Source organism: Aquisediminimonas profunda (assembly GCF_019443285.1).
Taxonomy (GTDB): domain Bacteria; phylum Pseudomonadota; class Alphaproteobacteria; order Sphingomonadales; family Sphingomonadaceae; genus Aquisediminimonas; species Aquisediminimonas profunda.
The window spans coordinates 348,633-367,251 of record NZ_CP080327.1 but is presented as its reverse complement, the minus strand read 5'-3'; the positions used below and the strand labels follow the sequence as shown (position 1 = coordinate 367,251).

The 18,619-nt window shown below is 60.5% G+C and carries 18 protein-coding genes; 6 read left to right on the top strand and 12 right to left on the bottom strand.

What is annotated here, in order from left to right:
• The 3 genes from ccoN to K0O24_RS01865 all read right to left on the bottom strand — a co-directional run bounded on the left by ccoN (position 1) and on the right by K0O24_RS01865 (position 4,251).
• Positions 1-1,659, bottom strand: a complete 1,659-nt coding sequence (ccoN, locus tag K0O24_RS01875; RefSeq protein ID WP_219895429.1) for a cytochrome-c oxidase, cbb3-type subunit I — start codon at positions 1,657-1,659, stop codon at positions 1-3.
• 87 nt (positions 1,660-1,746) lie between these two features.
• Entirely contained in the window at positions 1,747-2,448 is a 702-nt protein-coding gene (locus tag K0O24_RS01870; RefSeq protein WP_219894142.1) for a Crp/Fnr family transcriptional regulator, read from the bottom strand.
• A 78-nt stretch (positions 2,449-2,526) separates the two neighbouring features.
• The gene (locus K0O24_RS01865) at positions 2,527-4,251 is read right to left on the bottom strand and encodes a DEAD/DEAH box helicase (protein WP_219894141.1); all 1,725 of its coding nucleotides are present in this window, start codon (positions 4,249-4,251) and stop codon (positions 2,527-2,529) included.
• 314 nt (positions 4,252-4,565) lie between these two features.
• Here K0O24_RS01865 and K0O24_RS01860 point away from each other — a divergent pair, with 314 nt between their 5' ends.
• Together K0O24_RS01860 and K0O24_RS01855 are read left to right on the top strand one after the other, a co-directional pair.
• Entirely contained in the window at positions 4,566-4,946 is a 381-nt protein-coding gene (locus K0O24_RS01860) for a limonene-1,2-epoxide hydrolase family protein (RefSeq protein WP_219894140.1), read from the top strand.
• A gap of 30 nt (positions 4,947-4,976) precedes the next feature.
• Positions 4,977-5,876, top strand: a complete 900-nt coding sequence (locus tag K0O24_RS01855) for a haloalkane dehalogenase (RefSeq protein ID WP_219894139.1) — start codon at positions 4,977-4,979, stop codon at positions 5,874-5,876.
• 26 nt (positions 5,877-5,902) lie between these two features.
• Here the strand turns inward: K0O24_RS01855 and K0O24_RS01850 are convergent, their stop codons facing one another.
• Genes K0O24_RS01850 through K0O24_RS01840 form a run of 3 tightly spaced genes read right to left on the bottom strand, consistent with a single transcriptional unit; the run spans position 5,903 to position 8,606 of the window.
• Positions 5,903-7,774 (bottom strand): ABC-F family ATP-binding cassette domain-containing protein, encoded by a 1,872-nt coding sequence (locus K0O24_RS01850; protein WP_219894138.1) that lies wholly within the window; start codon positions 7,772-7,774, stop codon positions 5,903-5,905.
• 46 nt (positions 7,775-7,820) lie between these two features.
• The gene (locus K0O24_RS01845; protein ID WP_219894137.1) at positions 7,821-8,279 is read right to left on the bottom strand and encodes a YaiI/YqxD family protein; all 459 of its coding nucleotides are present in this window, start codon (positions 8,277-8,279) and stop codon (positions 7,821-7,823) included.
• A 9-nt stretch (positions 8,280-8,288) separates the two neighbouring features.
• A complete protein-coding gene (locus K0O24_RS01840) occupies positions 8,289-8,606 on the bottom strand; it encodes a 2Fe-2S iron-sulfur cluster-binding protein (RefSeq protein WP_219894136.1) in 318 nt (105 codons plus the stop codon).
• 70 nt (positions 8,607-8,676) lie between these two features.
• Here K0O24_RS01840 and K0O24_RS01835 point away from each other — a divergent pair, with 70 nt between their 5' ends.
• The gene (locus tag K0O24_RS01835) at positions 8,677-9,294 is read left to right on the top strand and encodes a DNA-3-methyladenine glycosylase family protein (RefSeq protein ID WP_219894135.1); all 618 of its coding nucleotides are present in this window, start codon (positions 8,677-8,679) and stop codon (positions 9,292-9,294) included.
• Here K0O24_RS01835 and K0O24_RS01830 read toward each other — a convergent pair.
• From K0O24_RS01830 to hemC, 3 genes are read right to left on the bottom strand one after another with little or no spacing between them, the layout of a single operon-like run.
• The gene (locus K0O24_RS01830) at positions 9,291-10,169 is read right to left on the bottom strand and encodes a hypothetical protein (RefSeq protein WP_219894134.1); all 879 of its coding nucleotides are present in this window, start codon (positions 10,167-10,169) and stop codon (positions 9,291-9,293) included. The two genes, K0O24_RS01835 and K0O24_RS01830, sit on opposite strands and share 4 nt — an antisense overlap.
• A gap of 19 nt (positions 10,170-10,188) precedes the next feature.
• A complete protein-coding gene (locus tag K0O24_RS01825) occupies positions 10,189-10,863 on the bottom strand; it encodes a uroporphyrinogen-III synthase (protein WP_246611098.1) in 675 nt (224 codons plus the stop codon).
• Positions 10,860-11,783 (bottom strand): hydroxymethylbilane synthase, encoded by a 924-nt coding sequence (hemC, locus tag K0O24_RS01820; protein WP_219894133.1) that lies wholly within the window; start codon positions 11,781-11,783, stop codon positions 10,860-10,862. Before hemC ends, K0O24_RS01825 begins: the two co-directional genes overlap by 4 nt.
• 41 nt (positions 11,784-11,824) lie before the next feature.
• Between hemC and tsaD the strand changes: the two genes are divergently transcribed.
• The 3 genes from tsaD to K0O24_RS01805 all read left to right on the top strand — a co-directional run bounded on the left by tsaD (position 11,825) and on the right by K0O24_RS01805 (position 14,809).
• Complete coding sequence (gene tsaD, locus K0O24_RS01815) at positions 11,825-12,859, top strand: tRNA (adenosine(37)-N6)-threonylcarbamoyltransferase complex transferase subunit TsaD (protein WP_219894132.1); 1,035 nt, start codon at positions 11,825-11,827, stop codon at positions 12,857-12,859.
• Positions 12,856-13,833 carry an NAD(P)H-dependent glycerol-3-phosphate dehydrogenase gene (locus K0O24_RS01810; RefSeq protein WP_219894131.1) on the top strand — a complete coding sequence of 326 codons (978 nt, stop codon included), beginning with the start codon at positions 12,856-12,858 and terminating at the stop codon, positions 13,831-13,833. The genes tsaD and K0O24_RS01810 overlap by 4 nt, the downstream gene beginning before the upstream one ends.
• A 226-nt stretch (positions 13,834-14,059) precedes the next feature.
• Positions 14,060-14,809 (top strand): TorF family putative porin, encoded by a 750-nt coding sequence (locus K0O24_RS01805; RefSeq protein ID WP_219894130.1) that lies wholly within the window; start codon positions 14,060-14,062, stop codon positions 14,807-14,809.
• A gap of 68 nt (positions 14,810-14,877) precedes the next feature.
• Here the strand turns inward: K0O24_RS01805 and K0O24_RS01800 are convergent, their stop codons facing one another.
• Genes K0O24_RS01800 through ileS form a run of 3 tightly spaced genes read right to left on the bottom strand, consistent with a single transcriptional unit; the run spans position 14,878 to position 18,611 of the window.
• Positions 14,878-15,288 carry a DUF3035 domain-containing protein gene (locus K0O24_RS01800; RefSeq protein ID WP_219894129.1) on the bottom strand — a complete coding sequence of 137 codons (411 nt, stop codon included), beginning with the start codon at positions 15,286-15,288 and terminating at the stop codon, positions 14,878-14,880.
• Entirely contained in the window at positions 15,281-15,790 is a 510-nt protein-coding gene (lspA, locus tag K0O24_RS01795; protein WP_219895427.1) for a signal peptidase II, read from the bottom strand. The genes K0O24_RS01800 and lspA overlap by 8 nt, the downstream gene beginning before the upstream one ends.
• A 1-nt stretch (position 15,791) precedes the next feature.
• Complete coding sequence (gene ileS / locus K0O24_RS01790) at positions 15,792-18,611, bottom strand: isoleucine--tRNA ligase (protein WP_219894128.1); 2,820 nt, start codon at positions 18,609-18,611, stop codon at positions 15,792-15,794.
• Positions 18,612-18,619 lie beyond the last annotated feature (8 nt).

Genomic DNA, 18,619 nt, shown 5'->3' with positions numbered 1-18,619 from the left:
TCAGGCGGCTGAAGCTGTGGCGAGGGGACGGTCGAGCGACGCGTCATAGGGCGTTTCGGTCATCGGCTTTTCCTGCCGCTGCTTGCCGGCGATGGTCATCCATACGTTGAAGACCATGATCAGCGCGCCCGAGAGATACATGAGGCCACCGGCTGCGCGGATCAGATACATGGGGAACATGGCCGAGACGACTTCCGAAAAGGCATAGACCAGATAGCCGTCCGAGCCATATTCGCGCCACATCAGCCCCTGCATGATGCCAGCGACCCACATCGCGGCGGCGTAGAAGACGATGCCGATCGTCGCGAGCCAGAAGTGCCAGTTCACCATCCGCAATGAATAGAGACGCGGCTGGCCCCAGAGTCTCGGCACGAGATAATAGATCGACGCAAAGGTGATCATGCCGTTCCAGCCGAGCGCGCCAGAGTGCACATGACCAATGGTCCAGTCCGTATAGTGCGACAGGCTGTTGACGGCCTTGATCGAGAGCATGGGCCCTTCAAAAGTGCTCATCCCGTAAAAGGCCAAAGCCATGACCATCATGCGGATGATCGGGTCGGTGCGGATCTTGTCCCATGCGCCGTTCAGCGTCATCAGGCCGTTGATCATGCCGCCCCAGCTCGGCATCCACAGCATGACGGAAAAGACCATGCCCAGTGTCTGCGCCCAGTCAGGCAATGCAGTATAGTGGAGGTGGTGCGGTCCGGCCCAGATATAGAGGAAGATCAGCGACCAGAAATGGATGATCGACAGGCGATAGCTGTAGACGGGACGTTCCGCCTGCTTCGGTACAAAATAGTACATCATGGCCAGGAAGCCGGCCGTCAGGAAGAAACCAACCGCATTGTGGCCATACCACCACTGGGTCAGTGCATCCTGAACGCCTGCAAAGGCGCTATAGCTCTTTGAACCGACCAGGCTCACCGGCATCGAAATGTTGTTTACCAGATGCAGCATGGCGACCGTTATGATGAACGCCAGAAAGAACCAGTTCGCGACATAGATGTGCGGCTCCTTGCGGCGCACAATCGTTCCGATGAACACTGCGCCATAGGACACCCACACGATGGTCAGCCACAGATCGACATACCACTCCGGTTCGGCATATTCGCGGGCCTCAGTGATGCCCATGAGGTAGCCGGTTGCGGCGAGCACGATAAACAGCTGGTAGCCCCAGAAGACAAAGCGGGCGAGTGACGGGAAGGCCAATCGTGCGCGACAGGTGCGTTGAACGATGTAAAAGCTCGTCGCGATCAGCGCATTTCCGCCAAAGGCGAAAATCACGGCCGAAGTGTGGAGCGGTCGCAGGCGCCCGAAAGTCGTGTACTCGAGATTGAAGTTGAGCGCCGGAAAGGCAAGCTGAAGGGCAATGAAGAGGCCAACCAGAAAACCAGCCACACCCCAGAAGATTGTCGCAATGATGCCCCATCGGATGGGATCGTCATCATAACGTGAAAGGTCGGCTGGCCTGGCGGCCACGCCATTGGCCAAGCCAGCGAAATCCGTCCCCCGAAGCGTCATGGCCGAAGCGATCAGCGCGACTGCGCAGACGATGCCCATGTGAACGGAAAATCCGGGATCCACACTTTGGGCAAAGGCCGCAAAGGCGAGCAGTGCCACGACGAACCAAGCGCCAGCGCGCATTACCATTGTGTCCATCATTCTTCCCCGAAGCGCCTCAGCGCATTTTTGTAATTCTGCCGTTGGCCGATCGCGGACCTGTCTTCATTGACTCAGGTCAACAGATCATGCGGCGAGTGCCAAAGTCTGCAGCCGTGCGCGGTCCTGGATCACGACTGTGCGTCTGTTCGGCAGGTCGATCATTTCTGCCCCTTTGAGTTTTGTCAGTTGGCGGCTGACAGTTTCAATCGTCAGGCCCAGCACATCGCCCATCTGCTGGCGGTCGAGGGGCATTTCGAAGACTTCCGGCAAACCGGCGGCAGCCTTGGCCGCACCATCGCCCATCCGGTCCGAGACTTCGAGCAAAAGTGACGCGATCCGCTCACTTGCTGTCTTTTTGCCCAAGAGTAGCATCCAGTGACGCGCACGATCGAGTTCGGTCAACGTGCGCATCAGCAGCCGATTCTGCAGGTCGGGGTGCTGCCGGGCAAAACCGTCAAACGCGGCGCGGGTAAAGACGCAAAGCTCGGCATCCGTCAGCGCTGTCACACTGTGGGGACTCTCCTTGCCAAAAGGGCGGCCGATAAAGTCTGATGGAAAGACGACGCCAACAATCTGTTCACGGCCGTCGGCTGTGGAAATCGACAGTTTCAGGATTCCGGATATCACATTGGCAACGACCAGAGCCTCATCGCCTTCCCAGACGAGTGTTTGCCCGCGCCGGACCTTCTGCTTGCGCCCAAGATGGCCCAGACATTCAAGCGCCTCTGCCGACAATCCGGCACAAATGGCGCTATCGCCAACAGGGCAATGTGAACAATCAGTCATGTCCCGGCCCTAGCGCGCGGGCAGGGTCTCGAAACTACGTGATTTCCACAAGGCGCAGACGATAACTCGTTTTACCGGTCACGCAGTGCGTTCACGTCTGGCCTTGTTGCGCGGCGGAAACGGTGGCTTGCCCGGTCGAGGTCCTGGCCGATGCTGCCGCGGTGCTTCGCGTCGGTTGCGCTTGGCCTCTTCTCGCGGGGCGCCCTGGACCTGCTCGATCCGGATGCCTCCTTCGCCATCTTCCCCGTCAACGGCTGTGCGCCGGACTGCTGCCGCAAAACGTGCAGCCGCCGCCGCTTGGACCTCGAAAAGCGATTCATTGGCGGCAATGCGGATCGCCCCAATCTCTGTCCGGGTGATATGGCCACGCCGGCACAGAAGTGGAAGCAGCCATCTGGGATCCGCATTATGCCGCCGACCGATGTCCATCCTGAACCAGACGGTGTTTTCAAAACCGGGCCTTGGGCCTTCAGAACGCTGAGACGGACCGGAGGCCGCGTCGATCAACTCTTCGGCCACCGGCATCCGCGCCCGATGTGCGCGAACAAGCGCAGCCGCAATGTCCTCGGGACTCCGCTCCGCCAGGAGGCGTGTCGCCAGCACCCGATCCTCCTCATCGACCTCGACCGGCTCGAGCAGGGTCGCGAGGAGCCTCTCACGATCATTTCTCGCGATATCCTCGCGGCTTGGGGCGGAGATCCATTCGGCATTGATCCGCGCTCCCCGCAGCATCGATTCGACGCGCTTACGCCTTGGATACGGCACAAGGATTACTGCTGTACCCTTTTTGCCTGCCCGGCCGGTGCGGCCTGACCGGTGTTGCAGGGCTTCCGCATCGCGCGGAATCTCAACATGGATGACAAGCGACAAGGTCGGCAGATCGATCCCGCGCGCAGCGACATCGGTTGCCACGCACACCCGTGCCCGCCGATCGCGCAGGGCCTGCAACGCATGGTTGCGTTCATTCTGGCTGTGCTCACCCGAAAGCGCCACGACTGAAAAGCCGCGCTCGGTAAGGCTTGCATGCAAATGCCGGACATTGTCGCGGGTAGCGCAGAACAGCATTGCGGTGGTTGCTTCGTGATAGCGCAGCAGATTGACGACGGCATTCTCGATGTCGGCAGGCGCGACAGTCACGGCCTGGTAGGTGATGTCTCCATGGCCGCGATCTTCGCCGACAGTCGATATACGCAATGCATCGCGCTGGTAGCGCCGGGCAAGTGCAACAATGGGTTTCGGCATGGTTGCAGAAAACATGAAGGTGCGCCGGCCCTGCGGCGTCGCGTCGAGAATTTCCTCCAGGTCTTCGCGGAAGCCCATGTCGAGCATTTCGTCGGCCTCGTCGAGGATGGCGACAGTCAGGCTGTGGAGCAGGAGCGCCCCCCGTTCGAGGTGATCGCGGAGCCTGCCTGGGGTGCCGACGACAATATGCGCACCTTGCGAAAGCGCTCGCCGTTCCTTCGATGCGTCCATCCCACCGACGCATGTTGCGATGCGGATCCCCGCCTTGCCGTAAAGCCAGATCAGTTCGCGCCCGACCTGCAGCGCGAGCTCCCGTGTCGGCGCAATGACAAGTGCGAGCGGGGCACCGGCTGGGGCGGCCATTCCGCTGCCGCTCAAGAGTTGCGGGGCCATTGCGAGGCCGAAGGCAACAGTCTTTCCCGATCCTGTCTGTGCGGAGACAATGAGGTCCCGCCCCTCGGCTTCGGGTTCAAGGACAGCCGCCTGCACAGGCGTGGGCGCGGCATAGCCACGGGCGGAAAGCGCTTCAGCAAGAAGCGGGTGGAGTGTTTGGAAGATCATGGTCTCTCTAAAAGGCGCATTCCGGGGCAATGACCCGCGCCATTAACATATGTGGGGCAGCCCCTAGTCGTTCTGGGTGCGAAGCACAACCGGCGGAAGGACAAGTTCGCGGGATGCCTTGAACGCGGCACCGGTTCTTCTTGTAGCAGTTGCTACAATATGCTATCCCGCATTGAATGAGTCGATGCCCGTTTTGATCATGAAGCGTCTGCAATTGTGGGGGATGTGTTTCATGGAATGACGGGTGAAGCGGGCTTGGCGGGCCGATACGGGAACGGTGCGACGCCCTGCCCAAATGGAAGAAGGAAAGCCCTGTGAATTCAGAGCCGATTGTGATCGTCAAAGCCTTTATGAAGGCGATGGAGTCCCTCGACTATGATCGGGCTATGCGATTTGTCGCGGCCGGATGCGAATATACAAACCCGCCGCCGATTGGGACAGTGTATGGGCCTGAAGGCATCCGCGCTGTCCTGGAACCTTTTTTCGCCCCGACGCTTGAAAACGAATTCCGGATCCTGAGAGAGTCGTATTCAGGGCGAACCGTATTCCTGGAAAGGCTGGATCGGCATCGGTTGAAGGACAGATGGGTAGAGTTGCCTGTTACCGGTGTATTTGAAGTGAATGAAGGCCAGATTGTCTTCTGGCGAGACTATTTCGACGCCGCCACGATTCTGTCTCAATGGCCGCAGGGTTAGGCCGCATTTCTTGCAAGAGGAGGCACAGGCGTGGAGAGTCTGAGAACGGATGACCGGCGATTTGCAAATCTTCCCGGTTTCAATTTTGCACCCCATTATATCGAAGGCCTGCCTGGATACGAGGGCCTGCGCATCCATTATCTTGACGAAGGCCCCCAGGCAGCGGACGAAACGTTTCTGTGCCTGCATGGCCAGCCCACATGGTCCTACCTCTATCGCAAAATGATTCCTGTTTTCACGGCCGTGGGAGGCCGTGTCATCGCGCCGGATCTGATCGGCTTTGGTCGTTCCGACAAGCCGGTCGATGAAGCCGTCTATAGTTTCAACTTTCATCGCTCCATGTTGCTCGCCTTTATCATGGCCCTTGATCTTCGTAACGTGACGCTTGTGTGCCAGGATTGGGGAGGAATCCTTGGCCTCACAGTGCCACCGGAGATGCCGGAAAGATTTGCCCGCCTCCTGGTCATGAACACGGCCATCCCGGTCGGGGAGCCAGTGAGCGAAGGATTTGATCGATGGCGCGCATTCAACCGCAGCCAGCCAGATCTCGACATAGCGGCCCTCATGGAGCGTGCGCAGCCCGGCATGAGCAAAGAGGAAGCCGCTGCCTATGCAGCGCCTTTCCCGGATCAGCGATACAAGGCGGGCGTGCGCCGGTTCCCCGAACTGGTGATGACGAGTCCCGGCATGGAGGGGATTCCGCAAGCGCGGCGTGCGCTCGATTTCTGGCGGGATGAATGGACTGGCCAAAGCTTTATGGCGATAGGCATGACGGATCCGGTGCTCGGCCCCGCTGTCATGGCGAATCTGCGATCCAATATCCGTGGGTGCCCAGAACCGCTCGAGATTGCTGATGCCGGACATTTCGTGCAGGAAAAGGGGGAGCTTGTTGCACGCGAAGCCCTGCGATCATTTGCGTCCCAGGACTGAAGGACTGCCCGGAAACGAAAAAGATTTCAGGCTGACACGCCTTCGAGCGCGGCGGACGCTTCCAGCCAGCATGCTTCTGCGGCCGCGAGCTTTCTCTCGATGTCCGCGCGGCGGACCATCAGATCGGTCATGGTGAGGTTGCGTTCTTCCGGCCCCGCAGTGTCCGGATCAAACATGGCCCGCTCGATCCGGGAGCGATGCGCTGTCAGGGAGTCCATTTCCTTTTCCGCTCGCGCGATTTCAGCGCGCAGGGCCTTGCTTTGCTCGCGGGCGGCGGCGGCGGCCTTCCGGTCTTCCTTCTTGTTGGATTTTATGGGTTCCGGCCCTTTCGGCTGGTTCTTGCCGAGGATCATGTCCGTGTAGTCATCAAGGCTGCCGCCAAACTCCTCGGCGCGGCCGCCGTCGACAAGAACAAGGCGGTCGGCAACAAGTTCGATCATGTGCCGATCATGGCTGACAATCACGACCGCACCGTCATAGGCATTGAGCGCCTGCACCAGCGCTTCACGGGCATCGACGTCAAGATGGTTGGTCGGTTCGTCCAGGATCAGCATGTGCGGCGCATCGCGGGTGATGAGCGCGAGCGCCAACCGGGCGCGCTCCCCGCCGGAAAGCTTCGCCACTTCGGTTGTTGCTTTGGCGCCGGAAAAGCCGAACCGGCCCAACTGCCCACGCACGGCACCCGGCGTCGCGCTCTTCATCTGGCGCGTCATATGTTCAAGCGGCGTGTCTGCGCCATCAAGTTCCTCGACCTGATATTGGGTGAAATAGCCGACCCGCATTTTCCCCGAGGCGCTGATTGAACCCTCCATTGCGGGTAATTGTGCAGCGAGCAGCCGGGCCAAGGTCGTCTTGCCATTGCCGTTGCGGCCGAGCAACGCGATCCGGTCATCCGGGTCCAGCCGCAGGTTCAGGCGCTCCAGGATCGGCTTTCCGGGCACATAGCCGACGCTTGCCATGTCCAGCGTCACCAAGGGCGGCTTCAGTTCGTCAGGGCTCGGGAAATCGAAACTCAGTGAAGGGTCCTCGATCATCGCCATCACGGGCTGCATTCTTGCAAGTGCCTTTGCCCGCGATTGCGCCTGCTTTGCAGTTGAGGCGCGCGCACTGTTGCGGGCGATATAGTCCTGCAACTTGGCGCGCTGCGCATCCTGCGCCGCCTTGGCCGCCGCAAGCTGTGCTGCACGCTCGGCGCGCTGGCGCTCGAAACTGTCATACCCCCCGGCATAGAGCGTTGTCTGTCCACCCTCGAGATGCAGGATGTTGTCCACGACATTGTTGAGCAGGTCGCGCTCGTGGCTGATGACGACCATCATTGCCGGATAGGATTGCAGGAAGCTTTCCAGCCACAAAGTCGCTTCGAGGTCCAGATGGTTCGACGGTTCGTCGAGCAGCAGCAGATCGGGCTCGGAAAAGAGCAGGGCCGCAAGCGCAACGCGCATTTTCCAACCGCCCGAAAAGCTGTCGAGCGGACGGGCCTGCATGTCCTCATCGAACCCAAGCCCGACCAGAATGCGCGAGGCGCGCGCTGGAGCGGTGTATGCATCAATTGCGATCAGTCGTTCGTGTATTTCCCCAAGCCGATCAGGATCGTGGCATGTCTCGCTATCATGAAGCAGGGCAGCCCGTTCTGTGTCGGCAGCGAGTACGGTTTCAAATGGCGTCGCATCGCCCGCGGGTGCTTCTTGCGCGATATAGCCGATCCGGGTCTTGCGCGGCATTTCGATCGAACCGTCATCCGGGTCAAGCTGGCCTATCATCACTTTCATCAAGGTCGACTTGCCGGCGCCGTTGCGGCCGATCAGCCCGACACGGCTTTTCGGCGGCAAGGAAGCCGTCGCGCGATCAAGGATGGTGCGCCCGCCAAGGCGCACGGTGATACCGTTCAGATTGAGCATGGCGGCGCCCCTAGCATGGAAAGGTCCAACGGGCCAGCGCGGCGGATCAAAGTGCCGCGGAGCGCTTCAATCTGACCACTGCCTCATCAAGGGACGAAAGAAAGCGCGAACGATCCGACTTGGAAAAGGGCGGCGGGCCGCCAATCGCATCGCCATTCGCCCGCAGGTCTGCCATGATCGCGCGTGTCGCAACGGCATTGCCGATGGAACCGCCGGTAAAGGGCTTACCGTTAGGGGCAATGACCGTAGCGCCAGCCTTGAGACATCTGTCGGCAAGCAGGATGTCCCCTGTAACCACGATGACGCCGCCATGGGCCCGCTCGGCGATCCAATCGTCGGCGGCGTCAAAGGCGGAACCGACAAGCGACCGGGCAATCAGCGGATGATCCGGTACACGGATCGGGCTGTTGCTGACGATCGTGACCGGAACCTCGTGTCGGAACGCAACCTTGTAGATTTCGTCCTTAACCGGGCAAGCATCCGCATCCACAAGGATGGCGGGCATATCGAAGACCTAGTCCTCGTCCGCGATCGTGACCTTGAGACCGTCCAGCGCATCGCTGAAGGCAAGCTGGCACGAGAGGCGTGACGTCTCGTTACGGTGATCGGAACTTTCGAGAAGGTCATTCTCGTCTTCGCCCATCGGATCAATCTTGCCGGCAAATGCGGGGTCGACATGCACATGGCAAGTAGCGCAAGAGCAGCATCCGCCGCACAGTGCGAGCAACTCATCGAAACCGGCATCGCGGATGATTTCCATCACCGATAGCCCGGCCTGTGCCTCGATTTCATGTTCGGTGCCGTCGCGCGTTGTGACGATCAGTTTTGCCATTTGCTCTGTCCCTGCATGTTCGTTTAGCGGTGGTTCGCGGGCTCGCTATAGGCAAAAAGAGGATTCGACAATGGGGTTATCGGCAGAGCAGCTCAAGGCGTCGCTCGATGCGCTTTCGAAAATCGAACCGCGCTTTGCCTTTGCGTTGTCACAGGTTGGCTATCCGGAGCCTCGAGTCCGGGCTCGCGGATACGAAACGCTGCTCCGCACGATCGTCGGTCAGCAGGTGAGCTTTCAGGCCGCCGCCTCGGTCTGGGCAAAGCTCGAAGCGGCTCGCGGCGATATGACGGACCCCCACGCCATTATCGATGCATCGTTCGATGATTTGCGCGCCTGCGGGCTTTCACGTCAGAAGCAGGGATATGCCCGCAGTCTTGCCGAGCTGGTCAAGTCCGGTGCGCTGGATCTTCACAACCTGCCGGCCGACGATGAAGAGGCGATTGAGCTTCTGACGCAAGTGAAGGGTATTGGTCGTTGGTCGGCTGAAATCTACCTGCTTTTCGCTGAAGGCCGGCCGGACATCTGGCCCGCGGGCGACCTTGCCGTCCAAATCGATGTCGGCCAAATCATGGGACTGACGGAGCGACCCGATGAACGGAAGGTTCGCGAGATTGGCGAAGCATGGCGGCCACATCGCGGAGCGGCCGCAGTTTTCGCCTGGCATCATTACAAGACGCCCGGGATTTAGAGGGTTTCCGCTGGCGCTGGCGAAGGTTTGGCAGGCTCTACAGGCAGCGCTGGCTGCGGGCGTTGCTCTGAAGTAATCGCTGCAGCTTCAAGCAGGTCAAGCGCGCGGTGCGATTCCACATAGCGACGTGCCATTGTCATCCATTGAGCTGCCTTGTCCCGATTGGGCAAGCGAGCGACTTCGGCAAGCGCAAGATCGACGCGGCCCTCCTCAATCATTTGCGATGCCCGTTCGATCCGGGATTGTGGATCTGCGGGGGCAGTTCCCGCCTGCCGGACTACGAATACACTGCCCAACCCGTGCTTGAATTCCGTCCACCAATCCTCGTCCGGTCCGCTATCGGTCAGGGCGGGTGCAACTGCAGCAAGGCCACTCTGCAATTGCTCCAGCGTTACAGGTTGCCGCGCAGCAGCAATGATTGAGGCAACAGCGCGGGGCTGAGTGCCGCCGAAGCGCTGTGTCAGGAGTCCCTCTACATAACCGAGACCAATCCCGCGATCGATAGCACGACGTGCAGCAAAGGACACAAGTAGCGCCTCTGCACGGGCCGAGCTGCCGCTACTGGCTGCGGTCCCTGCTGCTTCGATCCGGGCCATACGCGCCTCCACTTCTGCCATGCGTGCAGTCAGATCGGGTGTTGAAACCGTCGGCGCGGGGAGGGGAAGCGTCCTGGAACCGGGCAAACTGGCAAGGCCGGGTGCCTTGCGCTCCACAGGGGTGCCAAAAAGCCAGAGGCGCGCAGCTTCCCATCGCGAAAGGCCCCAGCCCATCGCAGCAATTCCGGCAAGAAAGGCAATGATGAACAAAATCAGAAGCGATCGGAATGATCGCGCCTTTTGTTGGCCGAGCGCGCCGGCACGTACATCATATTCCATCAACCCGTCCCGTTCCCGTCTAACGGCACAAGCGTGCCGCCTCTTCCAACAGAGCTTCATCGCGCGGTTCGGATGCAATCGCAACCTTTTCCCAGCCTTGGCCAGCTGCTTCGGCGGCATTCTTGCTGATCACGGCAAGGGCAATGTGCGATCTTGCCGCTGGTTCAACAAGTTCAGCAAGGTGCGCAGCAGCGCGCGGCGAGTGCACCATGATGACTGGATTTTCCGCCAAGAGTGTTCCGAACTCTTCTGGCGGGTCGATGGCATCGGACGCATAGACGATGCAGCGATCAATCACGATTCCAAAAGGATCAAAAGTTCGCACGTCCGTGCCGCAAAAATGCAGCAATCGATGGAGGCCAAGCGTCGCAATCTTGCCAATAAGGCGCGCAACGTCACTTTCCCCCTCGACGACGGAGGTAAACCCTGCATCCCGCGCCAGTCTTGCAGTCGTTCCGCCCACCGCAAAGGCCGGCAAATGGGCATAGCTGGCCAATTCCGGGCCTGCAGTCCGCACAGCGTTCGAGCTTGTGAAGAGAACGCCCACATAGGGATCGGGGTCAGGCGGCACCCAGGCGATCGGGCGCACCGCGAACAGTGGCATACTGCGTGTGTCGAGTTCGAATGCCTTTGCCCTGGCCGCCGTGCTGGAATTGCCAGGTTCGGGGCGAATTATGAGCAGCGGCCGGATCATGGTGAAAATACAGCGCGTATCGAAGAATGAGACCGAGCCAACATGGCAACGCCAAGTTCAAAGGGATCTTTGCCCCCTGGTTTGAATTCGACAGTGCCCGCTTCGGCCTGGCTGCCGTCGGCTGAATAGATTTCCGCCTTCAGGCAGATCATGCTGCCATCCATCGTCGCAAGCGCCGCAACAGGTGAACGACAGTCGCCGGACAGGCCGGCCAGAAGCGCGCGCTCCGATGTAACACAGGCAAAAGTTGCCTCATGGTTGATCGCAGCAAGCCACTCGCCAACCCGCGTGTTGTCCGCCAGCGTTTCAATTCCGACCGCTCCTTGCGCGGGAGCTGGTAACAGCAGACTGGTTGGCAGGCTGGTTCCTGTCTCATGCATGCCAAGCCGTTCCAGCCCTGCCGATGCCAGCAGGGTTGCATCGACATCACCGGCGGCAAGTTTTGACAAGCGGGTCTGCACATTGCCCCTGAGCAGCATGACCTGCAGATCCGGCCTCAACCGAAGGACCTGCGCGCGTCGGCGCGGAGCGCTGGTGCCGAGTCGGGCGCGGGGCGGCAAGGCATCAAGACTTGGTGCGCCGACCAGACGATCGCGAACATCGGCGCGCGGCAGCATTGCAGCAATGATCAGCCTTGCAGATCGTTCGGTCTCGACATCCTTCATGGAATGGACGGCAAAATCGATTTCACCTGAAAAGAGCGCCGCATCCAGCTCCTTTGTCCACAGCGCTTTTCCGCCGACTTCGGCTAGCGCGCGGTCCTGAATCCGGTCTCCCGTTGCAACGGCTGGCATGATTTCTATGGTGTCAGCACTCCAGCCATGAACCGCAAGCAATGCGTCGCGCACCATATGTGCCTGCGCCATTGCAAGCGGCGAAGCGCGCGTTCCAAGGCGCAGTGGTCTGTCCGGGTTGGCCATCGTGGCTTGTGCTAGCGCTGCGCGGGATTAGAGGGAAGCCCATGACTGTCATTCTGGGCATAGAATCAAGCTGCGATGAAACTGCGGCTGCGCTCGTGACAAGCGATCGGGTGATCCTGTCCCACCGTCTTGCGGGCCAGGAAGCTGAACATCGGCCCTTTGGCGGGGTCGTCCCCGAAATCGCAGCGCGAGCGCATGTCGAGGTGCTGGCCCCGTTGATCGAGGCGGCCCTTGCCGACGCGGGGATGCATCTGGATGACGTCGACGCGATTGCTGCCACGGCTGGTCCCGGCTTGATTGGCGGTGTGATGGTTGGCTTGGTAACGGCAAAGGCACTGTGTCATGCTGCATCCAAACCGCTGATTGCCGTCAATCACCTCGAAGGCCATGCGCTTTCGCCGCGTCTCGCGGATCCGACACTTGGCTTTCCCTATCTGCTGCTGCTTGTCTCGGGCGGGCATTGCCAGTTGCTTCTGGTTTCAGGTGTCGGCCAGTACCGTCGGCTGGCAACCACGATCGACGATGCGGCGGGCGAAGCGTTTGACAAGACAGCAAAGGTGTTGGGTCTCGGCTTTCCGGGCGGTCCCGCAGTGGAGGCCGCGGCCACCATAGGCCGGGCTGGCGCCGTTCCGCTGCCGCGCCCGCTGCTTGGCAGTGCAGAGCCGCATTTCTCCTTTGCCGGGCTCAAGAGCGCTGTCCTCAGGGCGCATGAATCGGGCCTCCATTCCGCGCAAGACATTGCCGCCTCGTTCCAACAGGCCGTTGTCGACTGCCTGATCGACCGGACCCGCCGTGCACTGGAGCTCGCGCCCGAAGCGACTGCGCTCGTTGTTGCGGGTGGCGTTGCAGCCAACAAGGCGATTCGAGCCGCACTCGAGGCTCTGGCAGCAACCAACGGGCTGCCCTTCGCCGCTCCGCCGCTTTGGCTCTGCACGGACAATGCAGCCATGATTGGATGGGCAGGCGCAGAGCGCTTCGAAGCCGGACTGTTCGATGGGCTCGATTTCGAAGCGAGACCGCGCTGGCCACTCGATCCTCAGGCAGAAAAAGTGCGCGGTGCAGGAGTGAAAGCATGAATATCGGGGTGATTGGTGCCGGAGCCTGGGGGACGGCCCTGGCCCAGGTGCTCGCAAGAGATGGTCGGCCTGTCAGGCTTTGGGCTCGCGAAGCAGATGTGGTCGCGTCGATCAACACCGCGCATGAGAACCGGATCTTTCTTCCCGGCATTCCGCTTGATCCGGCGATCTGGGCGACAGGGTCGCTGGCTGAACTCGCCGAATGCGAGGCGCTCCTCCTGGTCACGCCAGCGCAGCATCTGCGACCAATTCTTGCAGAACTCCAACCGGGCACCCGACCTCTTGTGCTGTGTGCAAAGGGAATCGAGGCCGGAACGATGCAACTCATGTCTGAAGTCGCCCGACAAGTGTGTCCGGAAGCGCCAGTGGCCGTGTTATCCGGACCGACATTTGCGCATGAAGTCGCCCGCGGGTTGCCGACCGCGATTACGCTGGCCTGCGAAGAGGACGCCCTTGGCCGCGCGCTTGCCAATCGGCTCGCCAGGACCTGGTTCCGGCCTTATCTGTCCGACGATGTAATCGGCGCTGAAATCGGCGGAGCAGTCAAGAATGTGCTCGCCATTGCCTGCGGCGTCGTCGAGGGGCTCGGGCTTGGCCAGAATGCCCGCGCTGCCCTGATCGCACGCGGATTTGCCGAGATGACCCGCTTCGGACTGGCCAAGGGCGCGCGCGCTGAAACACTTGCCGGACTTTCCGGATTGGGAGACCTTGTCCTCACCTGCTCGTCGGAAGCGTCGCGCAATTTCTCGCTGGGCAAGGGATTGGGTGAGGGGAAAAGCGCCGACGCCTTGCTGGCCGGTAGTCGAACTGTTGCAGAAGGTGCTTTTACAGCGCCTGTCCTGCAAAAGGCAGCACACGCATTGAATGTCGAAATGCCTGTTGTCGGGGCGGTCTGCCAATTGCTGGAAGGAGCGGTGTCGGTGAGCGAAATCGTCAGCGGCCTTCTTGCCAGACCATTGCGCGCAGAAGCCTAAGGCCAGCCTCTCCACCTTTCAGTATCGATGTTGCGCATTGGCAACAGTCTGGCGGTGACTCGCCCGAGCCATCTTTTTTTGTTGTGCGCTGCAATATTTTTCGGCAGACCTGATTCGTCGCTGTCATTGCGGCCCCACCTGCTGGCCCATTTTTGGTTCGGCATGATAGAGAGGCCAACAACAGCAACGCAGGTGGGACGACGCAACCAACCCAAAGGGGAATATAATGCGCACGTCCTTCGGCCCGCTGGTGGGCCTTGCTCTTACATTGATGTCCACGCCTGCCTTCGCGCAGGATGAAACGCCTGCCGTTACGATTTCAGGCGGTGCCACATTGGTCTCGGACTACCGCTTCCGCGGCATTTCCCAGACTGACAAGGACTTTGCCGTCCAAGGGACGTTCACTGTCTCGCACAAGTCCGGCTTCTATGCGACGGTCTGGGGAAGCTCGATCGACGACTATATCGCTGCGGGCAGCGACCAGGAAATCGACCTGATTGCAGGGTTCAAGAAGACCTTCAGCGGCACAACAGTCGATGTCGGGGTGCTCTATTATTACTATCCGGGTTCATCCAAGATCGTCCCTGGAACGAACAGCGACTTCGTCGAGCCCTATATTGGCATTTCGCACACTTTCGGCCCGGTCACGGGCAAGGTAAGCGCCGCTTACGCGCCAAAGTCAAAAGCGCTGTCCATCGGTGCTGGCAAGGAAGACAATCTCTACGTCGCCTTTGACCTCTCCGGTGGAATCCCGAACACGCCATTGTCGCTGTCGGCTCATCTTGGTCACAGCTATGGGCCAAGCTACCTGACAATCGGTAAGGGCTATACCGATTGGAACGTCGGCGCGACCTATACCTGGAAGAACCTGATCCTCGGCGTGTCATACGTCGATACCAACAAGGCGCTGTTCAGCCCGAGCGGCAAGAATATCAGCAAGGGCGGCATCGTCGGCTCGGTAGGCGTGGCGTTTTAACGACCAAGCACGTCACTTTTTACCGGGAAACGCCGGGGCAGCTCCCGCTGCTCCGGCTTTTTTCGCCACTATTGCGGCGTCGCGACCTTGGCATTGGCGCCATCGCCTTCAGGCGCGGCGATGATGTCCCGGGTCACCGAGCCCTTGTCGACGACGTTGGTCTGGGGGTCCCCGGCATTGGCGCGGATACCGACTTGCGCACGATTGGCCCCGGCCTGAGTGACAGCAGCCCCTTCAACAGCACTGCGCGGAGCCTGGCCACCGAACATGGCCTGAAGCGCCTGAGTCGAGCTGTCTGCCTCCTGTGGGCGCGGCGCGCCGGGGGCAGGGGGCACAAGTGCGAAATCGGGCGGAACGACCAGAGGCGCTGCACGCGATACGGCAAATTCATCCGGTCGGTTGCGGCCGAACACGCCGCTCGACGTCCCGCAGGCGGACAGCAGGCTCAACATGGCACCTGCAACAATCAGTTTACGCATTCTCATTCTCCGCCTCAGGTTTCCGGTCCCGCACCAACAAGGCGCGAGCCAGCAAGATCAATACACCTATCGTAATCGCCGCGTCGGCAACATTGAAGACCAAAAAGGGCCGGTAGTCACCGAAATGCAGATCGGCATAGTCAACGACATGACCAAACCGCACCCGGTCGAGCAAATTGCCGACCGCGCCGCCCAGAACCATGCCGAGTGCGAGCACGTCGATCCGGTTGGCTTCGCGCCATAGCCACACAGCCACGAACAGGCTGATCGCCCCCGTCATCGCAACAAGCCCCCAGCGCATCGCGTTGCTCTCGGCCGTCAACATGCCCAGCGACACGCCGTAATTGTGGACCAGCGTCAGGTTGAAGATGGGCAGCAATTCGATGGACTGGCCCTCGACGATCAAGCCAATCGGGCCCGTGACCAGATATTTCATCAGCTGGTCGACGATGAAAACAGCAGCTGCCAGCATCAATCCACGATTGCGGGCGGTTGTAACCATATCAACCATTCACCACCTCGTCGCACCGGGCGCAGAGAGCGCCGTCGTCCGAAACTTCTGGCAAATGCCGCCAGCAACGGCCGCATTTGTGATGGGCAGTCTTGGTCACTGACAAGGCGTGGCCGGTCGAAACCGAACCCGTGATGAACAGCTCGGACAGGTCGATGCCGTCATGTGCGTCCGGAATGCTGACCTCGGCTTCTAGGCTAGAGCCAATGACCTTTTCCCGGCGCATGGGTTCGATCGCTTCGGTGACGTCCCCGCGCAAGTCTCTCAAGACCAACCAGCGCGCGGCGAGAGCATCATCCTGCCATCTCGCATCGACCTCTGGCCAATCGGAGAAATGGACCGACCCTTCACCAGGGTACCGCGTCTGCCAGACTTCTTCCGCGGTAAACACCAGCACGGGTGCCGCATAGCGGACCAGCGCGTGGAACAGCGTGTCCAGCACCGTCCGATAGGCACGGCGCTTGGGCGATGTCGGCGCATCGCAATAAAGCGAGTCCTTGCGAATATCGAAGAAGAAGGCCGAAAGATCATTGTTCGCGAAATCGCAGATCAGGCGGACATAGGTGTTGTAATCGAAATCCTCGACCGCTTGGCGGAGCTTTGCGTCCATATCCGCGAGCAGGTGAAGCACATAGCGTTCAAGCTCCGGCATGTCGGCCGGTGCAACGCGTTCGTCCTCGCCAAACCCCTCGAGCGCACCCAGCAGATAACGGAAACTGTTGCGCAGCTTGCGATACTGGTCCGCGACGCCCGACAGGATTTCCTTTCCGATCCGGTGATCCTCGGTGAAATCGACCGACAGTGCCCAGAGCCGGAGAATATCCGCGCCATAATCGCGCATCAGGTCCAAGGGATTGATCGTGTTGCCGAGCGACTTGGACATCTTCATGCCCTTGGCGTCCATCGTGAAACCGTGGGTCAGCACAGCCTTGTAAGGCGCCCGCCCACGCGTGCCGCAGCTTTCGAGCAGGCTCGACTGGAACCAGCCGCGATGCTGGTCGCTGCCTTCGAGATAGAGGTCGGCAGGCGATTGCAGGTTCGGCCACTTGCCCGATTCAAGGACAAAGGCGTGCGTGCAGCCGCTATCGAACCAGACGTCGAGAATGTCGGTCACCCGCTCATAATCCTCGGCCCGATAGGCGTGGCCGAGCAGCGTCTGGGCTGCCTCATCGCTCCAGGCGTCGACGCCCTGTTCGCGGACTGCCGCGACGATCCGGGAGTTCACCGCCTCATCGACCAGATACTGGCCCGTCTTGCGATCGACAAACAGCGTGATCGGTACGCCCCAGGCGCGTTGACGGGACAGCACCCAGTCCGGGCGGCCCTCCACCATTGACCCGATGCGGTTCCGGCCCTTTTCCGGCACGAAGCGCGTATCGGCAATTGCACGCAGGGCGGTCTGACGCAGTGTCTCGCCATCGCCTTGTCGCGCCCTGATCTCAGCCTCATCGACGCAGCGGGCGATGTCGCGGTCGATCACCTTGTCCATCGGCACGAACCATTGCGGGGTGCAGCGGAAGATCACCTTCGCCTTGGACCGCCAGGAATGGGGATAGGAGTGCTTATAGTCGGCACTGGCCGCAAGGAGGCCGCCGGCTTCACGCAAGTCGGAACAGATCGGGCCGTCGGGCGCGTTGAACTTCGGATTGATGACTGAGCCTTGACCGCCGAGCCACGCCCAGTCCGCACGATACTTGCCATCGCCTTCGACCGCAAAGACCGGATCGATCCCGTGCGCCTTGCACAGGTCGAAGTCGTCTTCGCCATGATCTGGGGCCATATGGACAAGCCCGGTGCCGCTGTCCGTCGTGACAAAATCGCCGGGCAGGAACGGGCGGGGCTTGGCGAAAAAGCCCCCGAGATGATGCATCGGGTGGCGGGCGATGGTTCCGGCGAGGTCGGAGCCTTTGCCGCGCCAGCCACCAGAATTCAAAGCGGCGCTGTCGTTGCCGTCAGAAGCGCGCATGAAGAATTCATCGAGGAGTTCTTCGGCGACGAGATACTTGCTCCCGTCGACCGCGTCCTTCATCAGCGTGTATTCGATGTCCGGCCCGTAGGCGATCGCCTGGTTCACCGGGATCGTCCACGGCGTGGTCGTCCAGATCACCGCGTGCGCGCCGACCAATTCGGGGATCGGGCTTTCGACGATCTCGAACGCCACATCGATCTGCGTTGAGGTGATATCCTCATATTCGACTTCCGCTTCGGCCAGCGCGGTCTTTTCGACCGGCGACCACATCACCGGCTTGGCCCCGCGATAGAGCTGGCTGCTTTCCGCGAACTTCATCAATTCGGCAACGATGGTCGATTCGGCTTCGAAATCCATGGTCAGATAGGGATGATCCCAATCGCCATTGATGCCGAGCCGCTTTAGTTGTTCGCGCTGCGTATTGACCCAGTGTTGTGCATAGGCGCGGCATTCGGCGCGGAATTCGTTCGGCGGGACCTCGTCCTTGTTGAGCTTCTTCTTGCGATATTCTTCCTCGACCTTCCACTCAATGGGCAGGCCATGGCAATCCCAGCCGGGCACATAGGGCGCATCCTTGCCGAGCAAGGTCTGTGTCCGGCAGACCATGTCCTTGAGGATATGGTTCAGCGCATGGCCGATATGCATGTCGCCATTGGCATAGGGCGGGCCATCATGAAGGATGAACTTTTCGCGGCCCCGTCGCTGTTCGCGCAGGCGCTCGTATAGGCCAATTTCCTGCCAGCGCGCCAAAATGCCCGGCTCCTTCTGGGGGAGGCCGGCTTTCATCGGGAAATCGGTCTTCGGCAGGAAAACCGTGTCTCTGTAATCGGGCGCGTCAGTCATAACGCCGC